18 protein-coding genes are annotated in these 22,977 nt (G+C 73.0%); 12 read left to right on the forward strand and 6 right to left on the reverse strand.

Annotated elements, in window-relative coordinates:
• Positions 1–25: 25 nt before the first annotated feature.
• Positions 26–220 carry a hypothetical protein gene (locus tag ACZ7L7_RS06305; protein ID WP_285436865.1) on the forward strand — a complete coding sequence of 65 codons (195 nt, stop codon included), beginning with the start codon at positions 26–28 and terminating at the stop codon, positions 218–220.
• An 83-nt stretch (positions 221–303) separates the two neighbouring features.
• Here ACZ7L7_RS06305 and ACZ7L7_RS06310 read toward each other — a convergent pair whose 3' ends face one another.
• The 4 genes from ACZ7L7_RS06310 to ACZ7L7_RS06325 all read right to left on the reverse strand — a co-directional run bounded on the left by ACZ7L7_RS06310 (position 304) and on the right by ACZ7L7_RS06325 (position 5,586).
• On the reverse strand, positions 304–891 hold the full coding sequence (locus tag ACZ7L7_RS06310) for a hypothetical protein (RefSeq protein WP_285510768.1): 588 nt from the start codon (positions 889–891) through the stop codon (positions 304–306).
• 326 nt (positions 892–1,217) lie between these two features.
• Positions 1,218–2,324 (reverse strand): peptide chain release factor 2, encoded by a 1,107-nt coding sequence (gene prfB / locus ACZ7L7_RS06315; RefSeq protein WP_285510767.1) that lies wholly within the window; start codon positions 2,322–2,324, stop codon positions 1,218–1,220.
• 236 nt (positions 2,325–2,560) lie between these two features.
• Positions 2,561–3,793, reverse strand: coding sequence for a serine/threonine-protein kinase (locus ACZ7L7_RS06320; protein WP_285510766.1), 1,233 nt, complete (start codon positions 3,791–3,793; stop codon positions 2,561–2,563).
• Positions 3,794–3,924: 131 nt separating this feature from the next.
• On the reverse strand, positions 3,925–5,586 hold the full coding sequence (locus ACZ7L7_RS06325) for a serine/threonine-protein kinase (protein WP_285510765.1): 1,662 nt from the start codon (positions 5,584–5,586) through the stop codon (positions 3,925–3,927).
• Between the two features lie 365 nt (positions 5,587–5,951).
• Here ACZ7L7_RS06325 and ACZ7L7_RS06330 point away from each other — a divergent pair, with 365 nt between their 5' ends.
• The 6 genes from ACZ7L7_RS06330 (at position 5,952) to ACZ7L7_RS06355 (ending at position 17,024) form a co-directional block, all read left to right on the forward strand.
• Positions 5,952–9,461, forward strand: a complete 3,510-nt coding sequence (locus ACZ7L7_RS06330; protein WP_472075073.1) for an FtsK/SpoIIIE domain-containing protein — start codon at positions 5,952–5,954, stop codon at positions 9,459–9,461.
• A gap of 167 nt (positions 9,462–9,628) precedes the next feature.
• Entirely contained in the window at positions 9,629–10,987 is a 1,359-nt protein-coding gene (locus tag ACZ7L7_RS06335) for an ABC transporter substrate-binding protein (RefSeq protein WP_285510763.1), read from the forward strand.
• 6 nt (positions 10,988–10,993) lie between these two features.
• Positions 10,994–12,328, forward strand: a complete 1,335-nt coding sequence (locus tag ACZ7L7_RS06340; protein WP_285510762.1) for a carbohydrate ABC transporter permease — start codon at positions 10,994–10,996, stop codon at positions 12,326–12,328.
• Positions 12,325–13,206: a carbohydrate ABC transporter permease gene (locus ACZ7L7_RS06345; RefSeq protein ID WP_285510761.1), complete on the forward strand. Its 882-nt coding sequence runs from the start codon at positions 12,325–12,327 to the stop codon at positions 13,204–13,206. Before ACZ7L7_RS06340 ends, ACZ7L7_RS06345 begins: the two co-directional genes overlap by 4 nt.
• Positions 13,207–13,369: 163 nt before the next feature.
• Positions 13,370–15,622, forward strand: coding sequence for a bifunctional glycosyltransferase/CDP-glycerol:glycerophosphate glycerophosphotransferase (locus ACZ7L7_RS06350; protein ID WP_471591535.1), 2,253 nt, complete (start codon positions 13,370–13,372; stop codon positions 15,620–15,622).
• Positions 15,623–15,740: 118 nt separating this feature from the next.
• The gene (locus ACZ7L7_RS06355) at positions 15,741–17,024 is read left to right on the forward strand and encodes a hypothetical protein (protein WP_471591536.1); all 1,284 of its coding nucleotides are present in this window, start codon (positions 15,741–15,743) and stop codon (positions 17,022–17,024) included.
• A gap of 61 nt (positions 17,025–17,085) precedes the next feature.
• On the opposite strand, the gene ACZ7L7_RS06360 is transcribed toward ACZ7L7_RS06355, so the two are convergent.
• Positions 17,086–17,499 (reverse strand): organic hydroperoxide resistance protein, encoded by a 414-nt coding sequence (locus ACZ7L7_RS06360; protein ID WP_093723415.1) that lies wholly within the window; start codon positions 17,497–17,499, stop codon positions 17,086–17,088.
• A gap of 107 nt (positions 17,500–17,606) precedes the next feature.
• Here ACZ7L7_RS06360 and ACZ7L7_RS06365 point away from each other — a divergent pair, with 107 nt between their 5' ends.
• The 3 genes from ACZ7L7_RS06365 (at position 17,607) to ACZ7L7_RS06375 (ending at position 20,146) form a co-directional block, all read left to right on the forward strand.
• Positions 17,607–18,083, forward strand: a complete 477-nt coding sequence (locus ACZ7L7_RS06365) for a MarR family winged helix-turn-helix transcriptional regulator (protein ID WP_285510758.1) — start codon at positions 17,607–17,609, stop codon at positions 18,081–18,083.
• Positions 18,084–18,218: 135 nt separating this feature from the next.
• Positions 18,219–19,199, forward strand: coding sequence for a UDP-glucose 4-epimerase GalE (gene galE, locus ACZ7L7_RS06370; RefSeq protein WP_471591537.1), 981 nt, complete (start codon positions 18,219–18,221; stop codon positions 19,197–19,199).
• Positions 19,196–20,146, forward strand: coding sequence for an ADP-ribosylglycohydrolase family protein (locus ACZ7L7_RS06375; RefSeq protein ID WP_471591538.1), 951 nt, complete (start codon positions 19,196–19,198; stop codon positions 20,144–20,146). Before galE ends, ACZ7L7_RS06375 begins: the two co-directional genes overlap by 4 nt.
• 244 nt (positions 20,147–20,390) lie before the next feature.
• Here the strand turns inward: ACZ7L7_RS06375 and ACZ7L7_RS06380 are convergent, their stop codons facing one another.
• Positions 20,391–21,017, reverse strand: a complete 627-nt coding sequence (locus ACZ7L7_RS06380; protein WP_453603622.1) for a TetR/AcrR family transcriptional regulator — start codon at positions 21,015–21,017, stop codon at positions 20,391–20,393.
• A 158-nt stretch (positions 21,018–21,175) separates the two neighbouring features.
• Here ACZ7L7_RS06380 and ACZ7L7_RS06385 point away from each other — a divergent pair, with 158 nt between their 5' ends.
• Both ACZ7L7_RS06385 and ACZ7L7_RS06390 read left to right on the forward strand, forming a co-directional pair.
• On the forward strand, positions 21,176–22,099 hold the full coding sequence (locus ACZ7L7_RS06385) for an ABC transporter permease (RefSeq protein ID WP_285510754.1): 924 nt from the start codon (positions 21,176–21,178) through the stop codon (positions 22,097–22,099).
• Positions 22,092–22,904 (forward strand): ABC transporter ATP-binding protein, encoded by an 813-nt coding sequence (locus tag ACZ7L7_RS06390; protein WP_285510753.1) that lies wholly within the window; start codon positions 22,092–22,094, stop codon positions 22,902–22,904. The genes ACZ7L7_RS06385 and ACZ7L7_RS06390 overlap by 8 nt, the downstream gene beginning before the upstream one ends.
• Positions 22,905–22,977: the final 73 nt, after the last annotated feature.

Below are 22,977 nucleotides of genomic sequence, written 5' to 3' on the forward strand. Positions count from 1 at the left end.
ACCACTGACAAGAAGGGCGAGGCGCATGACGTACGACCGGCTGGTGTGCGCGAACTGCGCGGCGCCCGTGAACGAGGGCCGCTGCCCGGTCTGCCGGGCGAACCGCGAGCGACTGCAGCAGGAGAACCCGCTGCTCGCGAATCTGACCCCGATGACGCTGATCGCCCTGCTCGCAGTGCTGATCGCGGCCGTGGCGCTGCTGGCGCACCAGACCGTGTAAGTACACCGCAGGACGTCCGAAGGGCCCGGAGCGCTGATCGCTCCGGGCCCTTCGTCACACAGTGTGTGCGCGGACGGCTACCGTCAGGCAGCGGCCCCGCCGCGGCCGCCGACCAGGCGCGGGAGCACCCGGAAGCCGATACCGCCGGCGATCATCGTCGCGGCGCCGATGATCAGGAAGGTCGTCTGCGCGGCACCGGTGTCGGCGAGCTCGTCGCCGCTGCCCTGGGCGGTGGTGTCCGCGCCCTCACCGGTCTCGGTCAGGGACGAGGAGCCCTGCTGCTGCGGAGACTGGCCGCCGTCGGGGTCGGCGTTGTTGCCGCCGCCGTTGCCGTTTCCGTTGCCATTCCCGTTGCCGCCGCCGTTCCCGTTGCCCGGGTTGGAGGGCTCCGTGGTGGGGTCGACCGGGTCCGGGTCATCGGTGGGCTCGGTCGGCTCGGGCTCCGTCGGCTCCGGCTCGGTCGGCTCGGGGATGACGGTCGGCTCGGTCGCAGTCGGGGTCGGCTCCGGCTCCGGGGTGGTCTCCGTCGGGTCGGGCTCCGGCGTGACACAGACACCCAGGTCTTCGCAGACATCGGCGGATGCGACGCCGGCGGCCGAGAGCGTGGCACCGGCCGCGATCACGGCACCGGCCGCGATCCGGGCGACACGGATCCGCGTCTTCTTGGTCATGTGGTTGCTACCCCCAGTAGCTCATCGTCAGTGAGGCGGCGCTCGGAGCGGTGATCGACGGAGGGTGGTAGCAGAACAACTCACGCCCCCCGGTTCACATGCGCCCCAGAGATACGCATGCCACGCTTTACCCTTCCGATTTTTCAAAGCAACGTCAAGGCCGTTGCGTACGCGATGTCCAAGTACGGGTTCTTTGCCGGGGGTTGGAGCCTGTGAGTGTGATGTAAAACCCAGACATCGCGGAACAGATGGGGAAGCGGCGGGGAAAGACAAAGGCAACTGCCGCCTCGGGGGTGGCAGTTGCCTTTGTCGACAAAACGCTTCGCTTACTTCTCCTGCTGCTTGCGCCAGCGAATTCCGGCCTCCAGGAAGCCGTCGATCTCACCGTCGAGCACGGCCTGCGGGTTGCCGACCTCGTACTCGGTGCGCAGGTCCTTGACCATCTGGTACGGGTGCAGGACGTACGAACGCATCTGGTTTCCCCAGGAGTTGCCGCCGTCGCCCTTGAGCGCGTCCATCTTGGCCTGCTCCTCCTGGCGGCGCCGCTCAAGCAGCTTGGCCTGGAGGACGTTCATCGCGGTCGCGCGGTTCTGGATCTGCGAGCGCTCGTTCTGGCAGGAGACCACGATGCCGGTCGGCAGGTGCGTGATGCGCACGGCCGAGTCGGTGGTGTTGACGCCCTGGCCGCCGGGGCCGGAGGAACGGTAGACGTCGATGCGCAGCTCGGACTCGTCGATGTCGACGTGGTCGGACTGCTCGACGACCGGGAGGACCTCCACACCGGCGAAGGACGTCTGTCGGCGGCCCTGGTTGTCGAAGGGCGAGATCCGCACCAGGCGGTGTGTGCCCTGCTCGACGGAGAGGGTGCCGTACGCGTACGGCGCCTGCACGGAGAAGGTGGTCGACTTGATGCCGGCCTCTTCGGCGTACGACGTCTCGATGAGCTCCGTCTTGTAGCCGTGGCGCTCCGCCCAGCGCAGGTACATGCGCTGGAGCTGCTCGGCGAAGTCGGCGGCGTCGACGCCACCGGCCTCGGCGCGGATGTTCACGAGGGCCTCGCGGGAGTCGTACTCCCCGCTGAGCAGGGTCCGTACTTCCATCTCGTCCAGCGCCTTCTTCACGGAGGCGAGCTCGGACTCCGCCTCGGCGCGGGTGTCCGGGTCGTCCTCCTCCTCGGCCATCTCGAAGAGCACGGCGAGATCGTCGATCCGCGAGCGCAGGGCTTCGGCCTTCCTCACCTCCGCCTGGAGGTGGGAGAGCTTGCTGGTGATCTTCTGCGCCTCGTCCGGGTTGTCCCACAGGGACGGCGCGGCCGCCTGCTCCTCGAGCACGGCGATGTCTGCCCTCATCTTGTCGAGGTCCAGAACGGCCTCGATCGACTCCATGGTCGAGGAGAGGGACTTGAGCTCTTCGGATACATCGACGACTGCCACGCCTCCAGCGTAACGGCTACCGCAACCGACCAGAGCCGACCGGTGCCACCGCAGTACCTCCGTAGCTGCGGGCAGTCGTGCCGCCGCCCTCACCCCGCAGCTGCGGGCAGTCGCGCCGCCGCATCCCCGTAGCTGCGGGCAGTCGTGCCGCTGGGGCGGCACGGGTGGGCGCAGCGGCACCCCGCGAGCGCGGGTAAGCGAAACCCCCGCCCCGCAGACCACCGGCGCAGGTCAGCTCACGGCGACGCCGGCGCCGAGTTCTTCGTGTCCCGCGGAGTCGCGTCCGCGTCGTCGTCCGACACCGCCACCCACGTACCGACCCCCACCGCCGCGACCAGCACCACAGCCGCCGTAGCAAGCGTCAGACGCCGCCGCCGCGTGGCCGCCCGATTACGGGCCGACCCCGGCCGGGGCGCACCCGCCGCCCGCGGCACCCGCGCCGTCCCGTGCGCACCCCCCGCCAGCTCGTCCGGCCCAGGAACCCGCATCGACGTATGCGTGTCCCGATTGGAGTCCGCCGGCTTCGCCCCCGGCACCAGCGGCACCGCCCCCCGCCGCACCGGCCCCGCGGCGGCCGGAGCCGACGGCACCGGCTCCTCCTCCACCGGCTCGGTGTCCGGCTCGTCCACGTCCAGCGGCGGCATCCCCGCCAGCAGCGGCAGCAGCTCCCGCAGCCGCGCCCCCAGCTCCGAGGCGCGCAGCCGGGACGCCGGGCCCTTGGCCAGGCACTGCACGATGAGCTGCCACAGCTCGTCCGGGATACCGGGGAGGGGCGCGACCGTCTCGGTCACATGGCGGCGCAGCACCGCCCCCGGATGACCCCCGCCGAACGGCGTGAACCCCGCCAGCAGCTCGTACAGCACGGTCGCCAGCGCGTAGATGTCCACCGCGGCCCGCGGCGGCAGCCCCTCCACGATCTCCGGCGCCAGATAGTCCGGCGTACCGATGATCTTCGTGGCCCGGGTCCGCTTGGGAGAATCGATCAGCTTGGCGACGCCGAAGTCGGTCAGCAGCGCCGGATGCGCGCCGCCCGGTCCCAGCGGCCCCTGCATGTCCAGCAGCACGTTCTCCGGCTTCACGTCCCGGTGGACGACCCCGGCGGCGTGCGCCGCGGCCAGCCCGTCGGCGACGTCCGCGACGATCGCCACCGCGGCCTCCGGCGCCAGCCGCTTGTCGCGGTCGAGCCGGGTACGCAGATCCGTGCCCCGCACCAGGTCCATGACCAGGGCGAGGTCGTTGCCGTCCACGACGAGGTCCCGGACCGAGACGACGTTCGGGTGCTCAAGCCCCAGCAGGGCCGTCCGTTCCTGCACGAAGCGTCCGACGAGCTCCTGGTCGGAGGCGAGATCCTCGCGCAGCATCTTGATGGCGACGGGCCCCTCGGGCCCCTCGCCCAGCCACACCGTGCCGGCGCTGCCCCGCCCGAGGATCTGGTGGGCGGTGTACCGGCTGCCGATCTTCCGTGCCAAGGCTGCTCCTACAGACGCGTGTTGCCGATAAAACTACGCGTCCGACGAGCCAACCTTCACCGCGGAGACGGAAATCACCCGCCAGGAGTCGACAAATCCACAGACTCACCGCAGGCAGGAGCCACGAGTGGCTACTTCCCCAGCGCGCTTCCGAGGTCGCCGATCCAGCCCGTCACTGTGCCGAACCAGTCGGAGAGCTGCGCCCAGTAGCCCTTTGTGGTGCCGATCCACTCCTGCAGCGGGCTCAGCTCCCACACCAGCCAGCCCGCCACGAACAGGATGATGATCGTGAACAGGCAGCCCTTGAGGCATCCGAGCCCGGGGATCCGCATCGGGTTGGCGCTGCGCTGCCGCGGCTGCCGGGGCTCGCGCTGCGGCGCCTGCGGCTGCTGCGGGGGCGGCGGCGCGTACCGCTGGGGCTGCGGCTGCTGGGGGCGCGGCTGCGGGGCGTACTGCTGCGGCTGCGGCTGTCCCTGCTGCGGATAGCCGTATCCGGGCTGGGGCTGCGGCGGCTGGGCCCGGCGCTGCGGCTGCGGCGGCTGCTGCTGCGGACGGGCGACCTGCCGCTGCGGGCGGCGCCGCAGCGGGTCCTGGTCGGGGTCGAGGTACTGGACCTGTGTCTGCTCGTTGCGGTCGCGCGCGGCCCGCAGCTGGCTCTGCCAGGGGTGCGGCTCCTCCGGCGCGGGCGGCCCCGGGGGTACCGGCGGCATGACCGCGGTCGGGTCGGCGGCGCCCCGGTTGGGCAGTACGGCGGTGGGGTCGGCGGCGTTGTTGGGGCCGCCGGTGTGCGGCAGGACGCTGGTCGCGGCGTTCGGGTCGAAGGAGCCGGCGCCCTGCGGCAGCACCTGCGTCGGGTCGGCCGAGCCCGGCACCGCGGCGGGCGCCGGGTCGGGCGCGAGCAGCGCGCCCACGTTCTCGGCGGCGGCGATCTGCGCGGAGGAGGCGTGCACGCCGATGCCGTCGGCGACGACTCTGAGGCCGCGCGCGAGATTCTCGGCGCTGGGCCGCCGGTCCGGGTCCTTGGACAGGCAGCGCTCGATGACCGTCCACAGCGGGTCGGGGACGGTGGAGGGGCGGCGCGGCTCGGCGCTCAGGTGCTGGTGGAGCACTTCGAGGGCGGAGCTGCCGGAGAACGGCGGACGTCCGGTGACCAGCTCGTACAGCAGGATTCCGGCGCCGTAGACGTCGACCGCGGAGGTCTGCGGGCGGCCCTCGGCTGACTCGGGCGCGACGTACGCGGGCGTGCCGACGAACTCATGGGTGCGGGTCAGACCCGGGGAGTCGGCCAGACGGGCGATGCCGAAGTCCGTGAGCATCGGGTGCATCTCGCCGCCGTTCTGCTTCAGCAGGACGTTGGCGGGCTTCAGGTCGCGGTGGACGACGCCGTCGGCGTGGCTGGCGGCCAGCGCGTCGGCGATCTGCGCGGTGAGCAGGGCGGCGGCGACCGGGGTGAAGGGGCCGTTCTCGCGCAGGTAGCGGTGCAGGTCGGGACCGTCGATGAGGTCCATGACCAGGGCCAGCAGTTCGCCCTCGACGACCAGGTCGCGGACCCGGACGATGTTCGGGTGGGTCAGCCGGAGCAGGACGGACCGCTCCCTCAGGAACCGCATCACGATGTCCGCGTCGCCGGCCAGCTCCTCCTTGAGGACCTTGATCGCGACGGTCTCACCGGGCTGACCGGGCACGGCCGCCTCGGCGCCCGCGGTCTCACGCTGGCGGGCTCGCCAGACAGTGCCTGTGGCACCGCGTCCGAGCGGCTCCTCAAGCAAGTACTTGCTGCCGACTGGCCGCACGTCACGCGCTCCCTGCTGATTGCCTGAAAGTGTTCCGATGTTCCGAACCACTGTAGTGCCGGGCCCATCGAAACAAAGGTTCGCAGGGAAGACGCTCGGTCCGTTCCGTTTGGTTGCCGAAGGCGGGCGTGACCGATCTCAAGTGATCGTCGGCAGGACAGGGATCAGGCATTTTTACGGGCAGAGCCGACCAATCAAGATCACTATTACCCGGGCGGCGGGCGAGCTGTCAGTGGCAGGTGCGAGGATGCCCTTCAGTACTGGCCGATGTGCTCGTGTGGCGGTGGGGGTAGTCCGCGGTGGGGGACCGCGGGGCGTCGTCCTCCCTACGCGGGTGCCCCGCGCAGAAGGGACCGCTGACGGCGATGCAGATCCGGCTGACCGTCGTAGACCCGCTGGGCCCGTCCCCCGCCGCCACGCGGGGCCGCGCCGGGAGCTGCGACGTGCTGGTCACAGCGCCCGCCGGCACCGCACTGGCCGCGGTGGCGTCGGCCCTCGCCTCGGCGGTCTCGGCGGACGGCTCCGCCCGCGCGGGCGAGTCCGAGCGCGGCGGCCCGGTGGTGGTGTACGCGGGCGGGGAGCGGCTGGACGGCGCGCGGTGCGTGCTGGGCGAGCCGCCGCTGATCGACGGCGCGGTGCTCTCGCTGGGCACCCCGGCCGAGCCCGAGGCACACCCCGAGGTCGACGACGCCCCGACCCAGCTCCATGTGGTGGCGGGCCCCGACGCGGGCGGCGTCCATCTGCTGCACGGCGGGCAGATCCAGGTCGGCCGCTCCGCCGACGCCGACGTCCCGCTCGACGACCCGGACGTCTCCCGGCTGCACTGCGCGGTGACGGTCGCCGCCGACGGCCGGGTCTCCGTCGCCGACCTGGGCTCCACCAACGGCACCACCATGGGCGGCACCCGCATCGGCTCGCGCCCGGTCCGCTTCCCGCCCGGCGCCCTGCTGCGCATCGGCGAGTCGGCCCTGCGGCTCGCCCCGGCGGGCGGCCCCGGCGCCCGGGTGCCGACGGTGCCCGACGGCGAGGGCCATCTGCGCCTCTCGCCCGCCGCCGAGCGCGCCGAGTCCCCCGAGGGCCCCGACGGCGAGACCCGGCACGGCTACGGCTCGGCCGGCTGGGGCGCCTCCTCGGCGGCGCCGGGGGCGCAGCAGCACGGCCCCGTGGTGCCCGGCCAGGGCGGCGCCCCGCGCATAGAGAGCAGCATCCCGCCGGGGGCCGGGGTCCCCGGCCAGCGGGGCGGGGAGACGCACGGGGGCGGGTTCGCGGCGGGCGCGGCGGCCTCCGGCGGCCGTGGGACGGACGGAGCCGGCATCGCGGGTGCGGTGGGTTCCGGTGCGCCCGGGTCCGGCGGGCACGCGCGTGGCGGCGCGGCAGGTTCCGGCGCGCCCGGATCCGGCGGGCACGCGCGTGGCGGCGCGGCGGGCTTCGGCGCGCCCGGGTCCGGCGGGCACGCGCGTGGCGGCGCGGCAGGTTCCGGTGCGCCCGGGTCCGGCGGGCACGCGCGTGGCGGCGCGGCGGGCTTCGGCGCCTCCGCGGCCGACGCGCAGGCGCGTGCGCGCGCCCCCGAACCCGGCGGCACCCGCAAGGACACCCCCCTCCACGGCACCGACGCCCCCCAGCCCGCCCGCAAGCGCGGCGGACTCGGCGCCTGGGCGCGCCGCCTCACCGGTGGCCGCCAGGAGCAGAGCCCGCCCGAGACCTACGCCGACCAGGGCGCCGAAGCCGCCCAGACCCCCGTGTCCACCGCCGCGCAGCACCTCCCGGAGACCTGGCCGGACCCCGCCGCGCTGCTGCTGACCGCGCTCGGCCCCGGCCCCCGGCTCTGGGAACGCGGCCCGGAGCACCCGGAGGCGCTGACCGTCCGGCTCGGCACCGCCGACCGCGCCGCCCCCGACGGCACCGGGCTGCTGCCCGCCGTCCCCGTGACCGCCGATCTGCGCGAGGCGGGCGCCCTCGGTCTCGCGGGCCCCCGCGCGCGGCTGACCGGCCTGGCCCGCGCGGTGCTCGCCCAGCTCGCCGCCCTGCACTCGCCGGACACCCTGGAGATCGTGCTGCTCGCGGCGGACCGGACCCGCCCGCTGGAGGAGCGCGCCCAGGACTGGTCCTGGCTCGGCTGGCTGCCGCACGTACGTCCGGCGCACGGCCAGGACTGCCGGCTGCTGCTGGCGTACGACCGGGAGCAGGCCACCGCCCGCGCCCAGGAACTGCTCCGGCGCCTCGACGACCTTCCCGAGCCGCCCCCGGCCGCCCCGGCGCCCGCCCGCCGCCCCTCCTGGGCCAAGGCCGACCCGGCCGAGCGCTTCCCGGGCCCGTACACCGTGCTCGTGGTGGACGGCGACCCCGGGGGCGCCGATGTACGGGAGGCCGTGGCACGGCTGGCCGCGCAGGGGCCGCGGGCCGGGATCCATGTGGTGTGCCTCGCCGAGACGCCGCCCGCCTCCCCGGCCTCGCCGGTCGCCGACACCTACCGCGAGGCCTGCGCCGTGGCACCGGCGTTCCGGGAGTGCGGCACGGTCGCGCTGCTCAGTGGCGATGTGGCGACCGCGCTGCGGCTGATGCGGGTCGCCCGCGCCGACGCCCCGCACGCGGAGCCGGCCCCGGTCGCCCCCGGCACCGTGGCCACGGTGGACGCCGTATCGCTGCCCTGGGCCGAGCGGTTCGCGCGGGCCCTGGCCCCGCTGCGGCCGGACACGGCCGGAGGGGAGCGGCAGCCGCGGGTGTCCGCGCCGCTGCCCCAGGCGGCCCGGCTGCTGGACGAGCTGGGCCTGGCCCGCGCCACCCCCGCCTCCCTGATGGCGCGCTGGGCGGACGCGGCCGACGACACCGAGGCGCTCGGCGGACGCGCGTGTGCCGTGCTCGGCGCCGGTCCTCGCGGCCCGGTCTGCGCGGACCTCGCCGCCGACGGACCGCATCTGCTGATCGAGGGCCCCGCGGGCAGCGGACGCACCGAACTGCTGCGCGCGCTGGTCGCCTCGCTCGCCGCCGCCGACCGCCCCGACCGGCTGACCATGGTCCTGCTGGACGGCCGGGACGGCACGGGCGGCAACGGCACCTCGGACGGGCTGCGGGTGTGCACGGACGTCCCGCACGTCACCACCCACCTCACCGCCAACGACCCGGTGCGGATGCGGGAGTTCGCCCAGTCCCTGAGCGCGGAGCTGAAGCGGCGCGCCGAACTGCTGGGCCGCTCCGACTTCACCGAGTGGCACGCGAGCCGGCTGCTGACGGACCGGATGGTCGCCCAGCGCTCGGCCGGACCGTCCGGCCGTTCCGGCGGCGCCGCGGATCTCGACGCCCCGCCCAGCTCCACCCTGCGCCTGCGCCCGGCCGCGTCCCGGCAGAAGACGGAGGCCGCGCCGCCGCTGCCCCGGCTGGTGGTGGTCGTGGACGACCTGGACGCGCTGGTCTCCCCCGCGCTGGGCTCCCCCGGCCGCCCGGCCGCCGGATCAGTGATACGCGCGCTGGAGGCGGTGGCCCGCGAGGGCGAGCGGCTCGGCGTGCATCTGATCGCGGCGACGGGCCTGGACGGCCGCACGGCCGCCTCGGAGACCGCGCGCCTGGCCACGCTGCGGGTCGCGCTGGACGCCCCGGCCGCCGGACCGGACGAACCGGCGCCCGGCCGCGGCCGGTTGACCTGGGCGGACGGCCGCAGCACCGCCTTCCAGGGCGGCCGGGTGACGGGCCGTATCCCGCGCACCGCGACCCTGCGCCCCACGGTCGTCCCGCTGGAGTGGCACCGCATGGGCGACCCGCCCGCCCGCCGCCCGGTCCGCGAGCTCGGCAACGGCCCGACCGATCTGGCCCTTCTGGCCAGCGCGTTGGAACGGGCGGCCAAGGAGGTCGCGGCGGCCGAGGTGCCCTCGCTGCTCTGAGCGCCCGCCGGAGCGGGAGTCGAGCCCCAGTCACGACGTGGTCACGATCGGCCACTTGACACTGCGGGCGCTCTTGCCGACCCCGGACACCGGGCGTAGACCAGAGCGCATAACAGGACAGCGCTGAACGTTCGACGAGGCAACGAAGCACGAAGAACGGGGCAGTGATGCGCAGCAAACGCACGATCCGGATCGCCATGGCCACGGTCGGCGCCCTCGCGCTGGCGCTCACCGGCTGCGGCGGAGACGACGACAACGGCGACGGCGGGGACAACGGCACCGACAACGGTTCCGCCTCGACCGTCCAACTCCCCAAGCTCGACGGGCAGACCCTGGAGGTCGCGGCCGTCTGGACCGGCCCCGAGCAGGACAACTTCACCAAGGTGCTGGACGAGTTCGAGAAGCGCACTGGCGCCAAGGTGAACTTCGTGCCCACCGGCAACAACACCTCCACCTTCCTGGGCACCAAGATCGAGGGCGGTCAGCCCCCGGACGTGGCGTTCCTGCCCCAGGTGGGGGTGCTCCACCAGTTCGCCGAGAAGGGCTGGGTCAAGCCCCTCGGCCCCGAGGTCCAGGAACAGCTGGACAAGAACTTCTCCACCGGCTGGAAGGAACTGGGCGCCTACGAGGGCAAGCAGTACGGCGTCTATGTGAAGGCCGCCAACAAGTCGCTGATCTGGTACAACACCGCCGCCTTCGAGGCCGCCGGGATCTCCGGGGAGCCGAAGACCTGGAAGGAGTTCATCGAGACCGCGCAGACGCTGTCCGACGCGGGCTCCCCGGCGGTGTCCATCGGCGGCGCGGACGGCTGGACGCTCACCGACTGGTTCGAGAACGTCTATCTCTCGCAGGCCGGCCCGGAGAAGTACGACCAGCTGGCCAAGCACGAGATCAAGTGGACCGACCCGTCCGTGAAGGACGCCCTGACCACACTCGCCGAGCTGTGGGGCAAGGACGAGCTGATCGCGGGCGGCCGTTCGGGGGCGCTGCAGACGGAGTTCCCGAAGTCGGTGACGCAGACGTTCTCCGGTGACACCCCGGCCGCCATGGTCTTCGAGGGCGACTTCGTCACCGCGAACATCAACGCCGACACCGACGCGAAGGTCGGCACGGACGCCAAGGTGTTCCCGTTCCCGGCGGTCGGCGACGAGCCCCCGGTGGTCAGCGGCGGCGACGTGGCGGTGGCGCTGAAGGACGGCGAGGGCGCGCAGGCGCTGATGACGTTCCTGGCCTCGACCGACGCGGCCGAGATCTGGGCGGCGCAGGGCGGCTTCATCTCCCCCAACAAGGAGATGGACCAGGGCACGTACAAGGACGACGTGACCCGCGATATCGCCAAGGCGCTGATCGCGGCGGGCGACGACTTCCGCTTCGACATGTCCGACCAGGCGCCGGCGGCGTTCGGCGGCACCCAGGGCGTGGGCGAGTGGAAGCGGCTGCAGGACTTCCTGAAGAACCCGAGCGATGTGGCGGGCGCCCAGCAGCAGCTGGAGGCGGACGCCGCCAAGGCGTACAAGACCGGCTGACGCGCCATGTCGGCCGTCGCGAACGAGAGTGCCGGCGCTCCGCCGGCACCGCGCAAGAGCGTGACGGGCACCAGGGTGTGGGTGGCGGTGCTGTTCCTGCTGCCCGCCCTGGTGCTGCTCGGCGCGCTCGTGGTCTACCCGATCGGGTACTCGGTCTGGCGCAGCCTCTTCGACGCGGGCGGGGACGGCTTCGTCGGCCTGGACAACTACGTCGACGTCTTCCGCGACGACGCCACGCTGACCGCCGTGCGCAACACGGCGATCTGGGTGGCGGTGGCGCCCGCGCTGGTGACCGCGCTGGGCCTGATCTTCGCGGTGCTCACCGAACGGGTGCGCTGGGGAACGGCGTTCAAGCTGATCGTCTTCATGCCGATGGCGATCTCGATGCTGGCGGCCGGCATCATCTTCCGGCTGGTGTACCAGGCGGACCCGGACCAGGGCGTGGCGAACGCGGTCGTAACCACGGTGCACGACACGTTCACGGACTCCTCGGTCTATCCGAAGGCCCGCCCCAACGCCCAGGTCAGTGACCTGAAACCGTCCGGCAACGGGTCCTTCACCAGCACCGGAACCGTCCAAGCGGGCACCCCGGCGCTGCTGCCCATGGTGGGCATCGCGCCCAACCGGCTGCCGGGCGAGCCGGAAGACGCCAGGGCCGCCACCGGCGACGGCGTCACCGGCACGGTCTGGCTGGACTTCAAGCTCGGCGGTGGCGGTGAGAAGGGCCGGGTCGACTCGGGCGAGAAGGCGCTGGAGGGAGTGAAGGTCGAGGCGGTCAAGGACGGCGACGTCGTCGCCTCCACGACCACGAAGGCGGACGGCACCTTCACGCTGCCCGACTCCGCCGAAGGGGCTCAACTGCGACTGCCGGGCTCGAACTTCGCGGCGCCCTACAACGGCGTCGACTGGCTCGGCCCGACCCTGGTCACCCCGGCGATCATCGGCGCGTACGTGTGGATGTGGGCGGGCTTCGCGATGGTGCTGATCGCGGCGGGGCTCGCCGGGGTCGACCGGAACCTGCTGGAGGCGGCGCGGGTCGACGGCGCCAACGAGTGGCAGGTGTTCCGCCGGATCACGGTGCCGATGCTGGCCCCGGTCCTGGTCGTCGTACTGATCACCCTGATGATCAACGTGATGAAGATCTTCGACCTGGTCTACATCATCGCCCCGCAGCCCACCCAGGACGAGGCGAACGTGCTGGCGCTGCAGTTGTTCCTGTCGTCCTTCGGCGGCGGCGGCAACTACGGGCTCGGCAGCGCGATCGGCATCATCCTGCTGCTGCTCGTGGTGCCGGTGATGATCGTCAACATCCGCCGGCTCAGGAAGGAGCGCGAGCGGTGAGCGCACTCGACACGCCCGTGCGCGGCAAGCGGTCCTGGGCGTCCCGGCTGGCGAGCGGGGCGGCGGGCGGCGCGCTGCGGGTCTTCCTGCTGCTGATGGCGCTGTTCTGGCTGGTGCCGACGTTCGGTCTGCTGGTGTCCTCGTTCCGCGAGCCGACCGACATCGCCGCCTCCGGCTGGTGGAAGGTGTTCTCGGCCCCGGCGCAGCTCACCACCGAGAGCTACCGCACCCTGCTGGAGAACGAGGACATCACCAACTCGCTGTTCAACACCGTCTGGATCACCGTCCCGGCGACCCTGCTCGTCGTCATCATCGGCGCGATGGCCGGATACGCCTTCGCGTGGATGGACTTCAAGGGCCGCGACTGGTGGTTCATGGTGGTGATCGCGCTGCTGGTGGTGCCGGTCCAGGTGGCGCTGATCCCGCTGTCCCAGCTCTTCGGCGACCTCGGGATCTTCGGCTCGATCACCGGAGTGGTGCTCTTCCACGTGGCGTTCGGGCTGCCGTTCGCCATCTTCCTGCTGCGCAACTTCTTCGCGGAGATCCCCCGGGAACTGCTGGAGGCGGCGCGGCTGGACGGCGCGGGCGAGGTCAGGCTGTTCGCGACGGTGGTGCTGCCGCTGGGCGCCCCGGCCATCGCCTCGCTGGGCATCTTCCAGTTCCTGTGGGTGTGGAACGACATGCTGGTGGCGCTGGTGTTCTCCGACTCCGGCTCGCAGCCGCTGACGGTGGCGCTCCAGCAGCAGGTACGGCAGTTCGGCAGCAACATCGAGGTGCTGGCGCCCGGCGCCTTCATCTCGATGGTCATCCCGCTGGCGGTGTTCTTCGCCTTCCAGCGGCAGTTCGTCTCCGGTGTGATGGCGGGCGCCGTGAAGTAGCGCGTACGAGGGGGGCCGGCCGGGTCGCTCCGGCCGGCCCCTCGGCGTGCCGTCCCCCGGATGCCGCAACGCTGCGTAACCAAGTCACCCCATCGGCCGTTCCGGGGCCAGGGCCTGCGGCCCGCCCGTCCCTGCTGACCGCGCCGACCCATGGATGTTCCCGTTGCCCAGGTTCAGTGTCATCGTCCCCGCGTACAAGGTTCAGGCGTACCTGCACGAGTGTCTGGAGTCGGTGCTCACGCAGTCGTACACCGATCTGGAACTCATCGCCGTGGACGACGCCTCACCGGACGCCTGCGGGGCGATCGTCGAGGAGTTCGCGGCCCGCGACGCGCGTGTACGGCCGGTGCGCCTCGCCCGCAGACAGGGCCCCGGCGCGGCCCGCAACGCGGGACTGGCCGAGGCGCGCGGCGACTACGTGCTCTTCCTCGACGGCGACGACACCCTCACCCCGGGCGCCCTCCGGGCGGTCGCCGACCGGCTGAAGGAGACCGGCGAGCCGGACGTCCTGGTCCACGACCACGCCGAGATCCCCTGGACCGGCGAGCCGCCCCGCTCCCCGGCCCGCGCCCAGTTGACCGAGCGGGGCCCGGCGCCGTTCCGCCCCGAGGACCGGCCGGGGCTGCTGCGGCTGCCGACGGCGCCCTGGACCAAGACCTGCCGCCGGGAGTTCCTGGAACGCGAGGAGCTGGCCTTCCCGCCCGGCAGTCACGAGGACACCCCCTGGACGTTCCACGTGCTGCTCACCGCCGAGTCGGTGGCGACCCTGGACCGGGTGTGCGTGCACCACCGGCTGCGCCGCGAGGGCGGCGCCCCGAGCCGCCGTCACTTCGACGTCTTCGAGCAGTACGAGCGGGTCTTCGCGTTCCTCGCCGAGCGTCCCGAACTCGCCCGCTGGCGGCCGGTGCTGTTCCGGCGGGCGGCCGACCATCTGACGGCGCTGTTCGCGCGCGGCGATCTGCTCCCGCGCGGCAGCCGCGCCGAGTTCCTGCGGCTGGCCCGCGATCTCCTGCGCCGCCACCGGGCGCCGGGCACCCCCGTCCCGCCCCTGCGCGAGCGGCTGCGGCACGCCCTGGTCCGGCTGGGCCTGCACCGCACCTACCGCGCCCTGCGCACAACGGCCGTCCTGGGCCGCAGGACCGGCAAGGGCGCCGTGAAGCTGGCGGGCGCCCTGCGCGCGGCGGCCCTGCGCCTGCACTACCGGATCCAGTTGCGGCTGCCCCTGCACCAGGACCGGGCGGTGTTCCGCGCGTACGGCGGCGCGGGGCACGGCTGCAATCCGGGCGCGCTGGAGGAGGCGTTCCGCACCCACGCCCCGCATCTGCGCACGGCGTGGATCGCCCACCCCGAGCACCACCACACCGTCCCGGTCGCGGCCCGCCGGATCACCCCGGGCTCGGCCGCGTACTGGACGGCGCTGGCCCGCTCCAAGTACGTCGTCGACAACGAGCCGCGCCCGCTGGTGAAGCGGCCGGGCCAGATCGTCGTGCAGACCTTCTCCGGCACCCCTCTCAAGCACATGGGCCTGGACCTGCTCGAACGCCCGGCGGCGGGCGCGGGCACCGACGTCGGGGAACTGCTGCGGGCGGCCGGCACCTGGGACTACGTCGTCTCCGCCAACCGGCACTCCACGCTGGTCCGGGAGCGGGTCCTGCCGGGCTCGTACAAGACACTGGAGTACGGCCAGCCCCGCAACGACGTGTTCCAGCAGGCGACCAAGGCGGACGTGACCCGGCTGCGCGAGTCGCTCGGCATCCCCGAGCACGCGGTGGCGATCCTGTACGCGCCGACCCACCGCGACTACCGCCGCACCCAGCTCTGCCCGCTGGACCTGGACGAGGTGGCGCGCAGGCTGGGCCCCCAGTTCGTGATCCTGGCCCGCGCGCACCGCCGGCACGGCGGCCCGCTCGCCCCCGAGGCCCTCTCGCCCCGGATCGTCGACGTCACCGGCCACCCGAGCGTGGAGCAGCTCTGCCTCGCCTCGGACGCCCTGGTCACCGACTATGCGTCGGTCATGTTCGACTACGCGGGCCTGGACCGCCCGATCGTGCTGCACCTGGACGACGAGGAGGCCTTCGAGGCGGCCCGCGGCACCTACGTCGACCTGCGCGCCTTCCCGCCGGGCGCGATCGCGCGCAGCGAGGACGAACTGGTCGACATCTTCACCACCGGCCACTGGCGCGGCTCCCGCTCCACCCAGCTCCGCTCGGCGTTCCGGGCCCGCTTCTGCCCGTACGACGACGGCCGCGCCGCCGAACGCGTCGTACGCCATGTGGTGTTCGGCGAACACGGGCTGCCGCCGGTCGTACCGCCCGCCGAGCGGCATCCGGTGCCCTCGGCGGCGGCCCGTACGCACGCGCCGCTGCCCGCGGTGCCGCGGCCCGCGGAGCCGCTGACGCTCACCGACCGGCTCTGACCGCCGTACGCACCGTTCTCACCAGGGGAGTTGCCATGCCCTCCAGCCCGTCGCGGCCGACCCCGAGCCGGCCCACCACCTGGCGTCCGGCAGGCCGGCCCGGCGGCCGGGGGGCCGTATGAGGCCGCGCACCTGGGTGCTGCTGCTGGCCGCGCTGTTCGCGGTGCTGCAACTGGCCAACGTCACCGGCCGGGACACCCCCGACTCGCGCAACTACCTCTCCTACGCGCTCGTGCTGCGCGGCGACAGCAAGCCGGAGGCGGCCGAGGCGACCATCGCGCACTACTGCGCGAGCCGGGCGTCGATCGCGCACCGCAGGCAGAACGTGAACGTGGTCCGCTTCCACCGTCCCGATCCGGCGCCGCTGGTCGAGGCGCGGTGCCGGGAGAAGGAGCTGTCGGAGGTCGAGCGGCGGCTGGAGGCGGGCGAGTCGTCCGGTCCGACGGTGCCGTTCTCCTCCGAGCGGTTCATGCGGATCTTCGAGGTGCGGCCGGGCTATCCCCTGTTCCTGGTGCCGTTCGTGACGCTGTTCGGGGTGATGTGGGGGCTGTGGGCGGCCGGGGTGACGGTCGCGGTCGCGGGCGGGGTGCTGGTCTTCCTGATCCTGCGCGCGATGAACCTGCCGGTGCCGCTGGCGCTGACCGGTCAGGTGCTGTACTTCGCCCTGCCGAGCGGGGCGATCGCGATGCGGCCCATGACGGAGGGCCTGCTGATGGCGCTGACACTGGCGGCCGTGTGGGGCTGTGCGCTGGTGCTGCGCGGGCGGCGGGCGGGGCTTGCGCTGGTCGCGGGTTCGCTGGCGGCCCTGTTCACGGTGAAGCACTCCCAGGCGCTGTTCCTCGGGGGGTGCCTGGCGGCGGCGGGCGCGGCGGTGACCGTGGCGCGGTGGCGCAAGGGCGGGGCGCCCGGCCGGGACCTCGCGGCGATCGCGGGGATCGCGGGGATCGGCCTGGGAGCGGCGGTGGGCACGTCGGTGCTGGCGCGGCTGCTCGGCTATCCGACGGTCGCGGAGAGCCTCCAGGACCTGCTCGCCGACCACTTCACCCGGCCGGACCGGGAGCGGCCCTGGGCGGAGTTCTGGCAGTTGTCGGGGAACTTCTGGATGGAGTGGGCGCGCCGGCAGTTCTGGGAGCCGTTCTTCCTCGCCGCGGTGGCGGCGGGGGTGTGGGGGGCGCTGCGCAGGCCGGTGTTCGGGGCGTTCGTGATCGCCGCCGGGGCGACCGGGTTCCTGACCCAGGCCGGGCATCCGGACATCAACATCTGGGGCGGGCGGCTGCTGGCGCTGGCCTGGCTGCTGCCGGTGCTGGGGGTGCCGATGCTGCTGGAGCACCTGGTGCGCGACCGGGTGTCCCTGCCGGCGCAGGGACACGCCGATCGCGCCCGGTCGTCGACCGCTCGATGAACCGGCCGGCGGCCCGATGAACCGATCGACGGCTCCATGAACCAGCCGATGACCCGCTGAACTACTCGATGACGAGGTCCACGTCGATGTTGCCGCGGGTGGCGTTGGAGTACGGGCAGACCTGGTGGGCCTGCTCGACCAGCTTGCGGCCGGTCGGCTCGTCCACCGTGTCGGGCAGCTCGACGCGGAGGGTGACCTTCAGGCCGAAGCCCGCGCCCTGCTTGCCGATGCCGACCTCGCCGGTGACGGCGGCGTCACTCACGTCCACCTTGGCCTGCCGGCCGACCAGGCCGAGGGCGCTGGCGAAGCAGGCCGCGTAACCGGCGGCGAAGAGCTGCTCGGGGTTGGTGCCCTGGCCGTTGCCGCCCAGCTCGACCGGCGGGGCGAGCTGGAGGTCGAGCTTGCCGTCGGAGCTGATGGCGCGGCCCTCGCGGCCGTGGGTGGCGGTGGCGACGGCGGTGTAGATCGCGTCCATGAAGGTTCCGTTCCTGTTCGAGGAGTCGGGGCTCGCTGACGCCCACAAGTAGAGCACACAATTCAGTTGTGCACAACTAAATGGCGAGCAAGAGCTACCCTGGACCCATGAACCGGACCGGGACACCCCACCCGCACCAGGAGGAATGGCTCCGCCTGGACCGCCAGATCTGCTTCTCCCTGCACGCGGCCGCCCGCGCCTTCAACGGCGTCTACCGCGTGATCCTCAAGGACCTCGGCCTCACCTACCCCCAGTACCTGGTCATGCTGGTGCTCTGGGAGCAGGGCACCCTCCCCGTCAAGAAGCTCGGCGAACACCTCCGCCTGGACTCCGGCACCCTGTCCCCCCTGCTCAAACGCCTGGAGGCAGCCGGCCTGGTACGCCGCGAGCGCAGCGCTCGCGACGAACGCTCGGTGGAGGTCGGCCTCACCGAGGAGGGCGCCGCCCTGCGCGAACGGGCCCTGGAGGTCCCCCGCCGGATCGCCGCGGCGACGGGCTTCGAGGTCGAGGAGATCAACGACCTGCGCACCCGCCTGGACGCGCTGACGTCGGCACTGGACGCGGCGGCACTGTCGGGGGCGTAGCGGAAGCGGCGCCGTCCGGGGCATGGCCGAAGCGGCGCCGCCCGGGCCGTAGCCGAAGCGGCCGTTTCTCTTTCATTCTGGGCAAATCGGAGTGGCTATGCTCCAGCACGGGCCAACTGACGAGGGGACGGCCATATGACCTGGCTGATCACCGGCGGTGCCGGGTACATCGGGGCGCATGTCGTGCGGGCGATGTGCGAGGCGGGCGAGCCGGCCGTCGTGTACGACGATCTGTCCACCGGTATCTCCGAGCGCGTGCCCGACGGTGTGCCGCTGGTCGTGGGCTCCACGCTGGACGCCGAGCACGTGACGCGCGCGCTCGTCGACCACCAGGTCAGCGGGGTCGTCCATCTCGCCGCGAAGAAACAGGTCGGCGAGTCGGTGCAGCGGCCGCTGGTCTACTACCGGGAGAACGTCGAGGGTCTGCGCGTCCTGCTGGAGTCGGTGACCCGGGTCGGCGTCCCCTCCTTCGTCTTCTCCTCCTCCGCCGCGGTCTACGGCATGCCGGACGTGAACCTCGTGACCGAGGAGACCTCGTGCGTCCCGATCTCCCCGTACGGCGAGACCAAGCTGGCCGGCGAGTGGCTGGTCCGGGCCACCGCCCGGGCGACGGGGCTGTCCACGGCCTGCCTGCGCTACTTCAATGTCGCGGGCTCGGCCGCCCCGGAACTGGCCGACGTGGGCGTCTTCAACCTGATCCCGATGGTCTTCGAGCGCCTCACCGCGAACGACCCGCCGCGCATCTTCGGCGACGACTACCCCACCCCGGACGGCACCTGCATCCGCGACTACATCCACGTCGCGGACCTGGCCGAGGCCCACGTGGCGGCGGCCCGCACCCTGCGCACCTCCCCCGGCCGCGACCTCACCCTGAACATCGGCCGCGGCGAGGGCGTCTCCGTGCGCGAGATGATCGACCGGATCAACGCCATCACCGGCTACGACCGCCCCCCGACCGTCACCCCCCGCCGCCCCGGCGACCCCGCCCGCGTCGTCGCCTCCGCCGACCGCGCCGCCACCGAACTGGCCTGGAAGGCCAAGCACGACGTCCAGGACATGATCACCTCGGCCTGGGAGGGCTGGGTACGGCTGCACCCGTCGGCGGCGCGCGGGTGAGTACGGGCGACCGCGACCGGCTGGACCGCGCCCTCGGCGCCGTCATCGGCTCGGCCGTCGGCGACGCGCTGGGCGCGCCCTTCGAGTTCGGCCCCGAGGGCGCCTTCTCCGCCCGCTTCCCCGCACCCGGCACGGGCGGCGAGATGTGCGGGGGCGGGGGCTGGGACCCCGGCGAGGCGACCGACGACACGCAGATGGCGGTGCTGGTCGCCGAGTCCCTGCTGGAGCAGGGCGGACTCGAACTCCCGGACGTCTTCCGGCGGTTCCGGCGCTGGGCGGCGTCCGACCCGAAGGACATCGGCCTCCAGACGGAGGCCGTGCTGACCGGCGGCGACCCCTGGGACACGGCGGCCGCACTGCACTTCCAGGTCAGCCAGCGCGCGGCGGGCAACGGCGCGTTGATGCGGGCCGCGCCCTCGGCCGTGTACTTCGCCCCGCGGGGCCGCGAGGCCACCATGGACGCGGCCCGCCGGCTGTCCGCGCTCACCCACGGGGACCGGGCGGCCTGGGAGGGCACCGCCGTCCTCCACGAACTGATCCGCGTGGCCCTGACCGGCGAGGACCCCCTGACCGCCCTCCCGGGCACCCTGGCCGCCCTCCACCCGGACCACCGCCCCCGCTACGCCACGGTCCTCTCCCCCGACTGGCACCCCGACGACTCCACCGAGTTCAACGGCGCGGTCTGGCCCTGCCTGGGCTCCGCGGTCTGGGCGGTGCGGACCACCGGCACCTACGAGGCGGCGGTCCGCGCCGCCGTCGACCTGGGCGGCGACACCGACACCGTCGCCGCGGTGACCGGCGCCCTGGCCGGAGCCGTGCACGGCATCGGCGCCGTACCGACCCGGTGGACGCGGGCCCTGCACGTACCCCTGCCGGGGTTTGGCGACCGCGTACTGGACGCCGAGGAGCTGGCGCGGCTGACGCGGGGGCTGGTCACAGCGCCCTGAACACACCCCGGCCCCGGTCAGCCGAACACGCAGAGGACACCGAGGACCTGCCGGAGCCGCCACACGAACCGGTCACAGCGCCCTGAACACACCCCGCCCCAGGCCAGCCGAACACGCACAGGACACCGAAGACCTGACGGAGCCGCCACACGAACCGGTCACAGCGCCCTGAACACACCCCGCCCCAGGCCAGCCGAACACGCACAGGACGCCGGGGACCCGGCGGAGCCGACCCGCCGACTCGTCACAGCGCCCTGAGCGCTCCCGCCGTGGCGCGGGCCAGGGACGCCAGGTAGTTCTTGGGCAGCTTGGGGCTGCGGATGACCACCGAGCGCCAGTACAGCGGGCCCGAGATCAGGTCCAGGGCCAGGTCGTGGTCGATGCCCGCGCGAAGCTCGCCGCGCCGCTCCGCCGCCGCCACGATGCCGCTCGCCACGCCGTCCTGCCCCTCGCGCAGGGCCTTCTGCAGGGCCTCGGCGATCTCCGGGTTCCGGGCCGCCTCCGCCTGGAGGTCCGGGAGGATCTGCGAGGCCACGGGGTGGCGCAGGGCGCGGGAGGTCACCTCGTAGAGCAGGCGCAGGTCACCCTCCAGCGTGCCGGTGTCCGGTGCCGGCAGGCCCTGTACCGCCAGCGCCGAGACCACGTCCAGCACCAGGTGGAGTTTGGAGCGCCAGCGCCGGTACACCGCTGTCTTGCCGACACCCGCGCGCCGCGCGATGCCCTCGATGGACATCCGCGCGTACCCGACCGCCGCCAGCTCCTCGAACACCGCCGCGCGGATCGCTTCCGTCACATCCGCCCGCAGCACCGCCGCCCCCGCGGGGGCCCGGCGGCGCGGACGCGGCTGGGGTCCGTCGGCGTTCGTCGTCATGCCGCACAGCATAGGGCGTGACGACGAAACGGTTGCGTTCCGACGTCACATCGGCCTACGCTCCCGTTGCGACGATACGGTTCCGTCCCGACGTAAGACGGGCCAGCCTCACCCGGAACCGGCCGCCGCGCCCCCACCCCCGACCGAAAGCAGCGGATGTGAGCCAGGTCCTCGACACACCGCCCCCGACGACGACGGCCCCACCCGCCGACGTCGACCTCGCGGCCCTCGCCGCCCGCCACGGCCTCGCGGTCAGCGGCGCCCGCCCCTCCCTGCCCGAGTACGTCCGCCAGCTGTGGGCCAGGCGCCACTTCATCTCCGCGTTCGCCACCGCCAAGCTCACCGCCCAGTACAGCCAGGCCAAGCTCGGCCAGCTCTGGCAGGTGATGAACCCGCTGCTGAACGCGGCCGTCTACTTCCTGATCTTCGGTGTGCTGCTGGGCACCAGGGACGGCGTGCCGGACTATGTTCCGTTCCTGGTCACGGGCGTGTTCGTGTGGACCTTCACGCAGAGCTCGATCCTCGCCGGCACCCGCGCGATCTCCGGCAACCTCGGCCTGGTGCGCGCCCTGCACTTCCCCCGCGCGGCCCTGCCGATCTCCTTCTGCCTCCAGCAGCTCCAGCAACTGCTGTTCTCCATGGCCGCCCTGGTGGTCATCCTGCTCGCCTTCGGCGTCCCGGTCGCCGCCTCCTGGCTGCTCGCGGTCCCGGTCCTGGTCCTGCAGTTCACCTTCAACGCGGGCGTCTCCCTGGTCATGGCCCGGATCGGCGCCAAGACCCCGGACATCGCCCAGCTGATGCCGTTCGTGCTGCGCACCTGGATGTACACCTCCGGCGTGATGTGGAGCATCGAGCACCTGCTGACCAAGCACCAGGACTGGCCGTCCTGGGTGGGCACCGTGCTCCAGGCCAACCCGCCCGCCGTCTTCATCGACCTCATGCGCTTCGCGCTGATCGACAGCTTCCGCGCGAGCCAGCTCCCGCCGCACGTGTGGGCGCTCGCCACCGGCTGGGCGCTGCTCGCCGGCGTCGGCGGATTCATCTACTTCTGGAAGGCAGAGGAGACGTACGGCCGTGGCTGACCACACCGACCAGCGGGTCCCCACCGTCGTCGCGGACCGCGTCGACATCGTCTACCGCGTCAACGGCACCGGCGCCGGGCGCGGTTCGGCGACCGCCGCCCTCAACCGCATCCTGCGCCGCGAGCGGGCCGAGAAGGCGTCCGGCATGCGCATGGTGCACGCCGTGAAGAAGGTGTCCTTCGTCGCGTACCGGGGCGAGGCCATCGGCCTCATCGGCACCAACGGCTCCGGCAAGTCCACCCTGCTCAAGGCCGTCGCGGGCCTGCTGCCGGTGGAGAGCGGCGCCATCTACACCGACGGCCAGCCCTCCCTGCTCGGCGTCAACGCGGCCCTGATGAAGGACCTCACCGGCGAACGCAACGTCTACCTCGGCGGGCTGGCGATGGGCATGAGCCGCGAGGAGGTCAAGCAGCGCTACCAGGAGATCGTCGACTTCTCCGGGATCAACGAGAAGGGCGACTTCATCACCCTGCCGATGCGCACCTACTCCTCCGGCATGGGCGCCCGGCTGCGGTTCTCCATCGCCGCCGCCAAGGACCACGACGTCCTGCTCATCGACGAGGCCCTCGCCACCGGCGACCGCTCCTTCCAGAAGCGCTCCGAGGCCCGTATCCGCGAACTGCGCAAGCACGCGGGCACGGTGTTCCTGGTCAGCCACAACAACAAGTCCATCCGCGACACCTGCGACCGCGTCCTGTGGCTGGAGCGCGGCGAACTGCGCATGGACGGCCCCACCGAGGACGTCCTGAAGGAGTACGAGGCCTTCACCGGCGAGAAGAAGCCCCGTAAGAAGGTCGCCGCCTAGCCCCTACGACGCTTCCACGACACGACAGGGCGCCCCGAGCCGTCACGGCCCGGGGCGCCCTGGTCGTCGTACG

This window comes from Streptomyces sp. NPDC110618, assembly GCF_055657065.1.

What these genes read in the sequence shown, in the direction of transcription:
- ACZ7L7_RS06365 (WP_285510758.1), top strand. Translation starts at nt 17,607, where the DNA reads ATGAACCGGACCGGGACACCCCACCCGCACCAGGAGGAATGGCTCCGC.
- ACZ7L7_RS06330 (WP_472075073.1), top strand. Translation starts at nt 5,952, where the DNA reads ATGCAGATCCGGCTGACCGTCGTAGACCCGCTGGGCCCGTCCCCCGCC.
- ACZ7L7_RS06310 (WP_285510768.1), bottom strand. Translation starts at nt 891, where the DNA reads ATGACCAAGAAGACGCGGATCCGTGTCGCCCGGATCGCGGCCGGTGCC.
- ACZ7L7_RS06355 (WP_471591536.1), top strand. Translation starts at nt 15,741, where the DNA reads ATGAGGCCGCGCACCTGGGTGCTGCTGCTGGCCGCGCTGTTCGCGGTG.
- ACZ7L7_RS06340 (WP_285510762.1), top strand. Translation starts at nt 10,994, where the DNA reads ATGTCGGCCGTCGCGAACGAGAGTGCCGGCGCTCCGCCGGCACCGCGC.
- ACZ7L7_RS06360 (WP_093723415.1), bottom strand. Translation starts at nt 17,499, where the DNA reads ATGGACGCGATCTACACCGCCGTCGCCACCGCCACCCACGGCCGCGAG.
- ACZ7L7_RS06380 (WP_453603622.1), bottom strand. Translation starts at nt 21,017, where the DNA reads ATGACGACGAACGCCGACGGACCCCAGCCGCGTCCGCGCCGCCGGGCC.
- ACZ7L7_RS06305 (WP_285436865.1), top strand. Translation starts at nt 26, where the DNA reads ATGACGTACGACCGGCTGGTGTGCGCGAACTGCGCGGCGCCCGTGAAC.
- ACZ7L7_RS06335 (WP_285510763.1), top strand. Translation starts at nt 9,629, where the DNA reads ATGCGCAGCAAACGCACGATCCGGATCGCCATGGCCACGGTCGGCGCC.
- galE (WP_471591537.1), top strand. Translation starts at nt 18,219, where the DNA reads ATGACCTGGCTGATCACCGGCGGTGCCGGGTACATCGGGGCGCATGTC.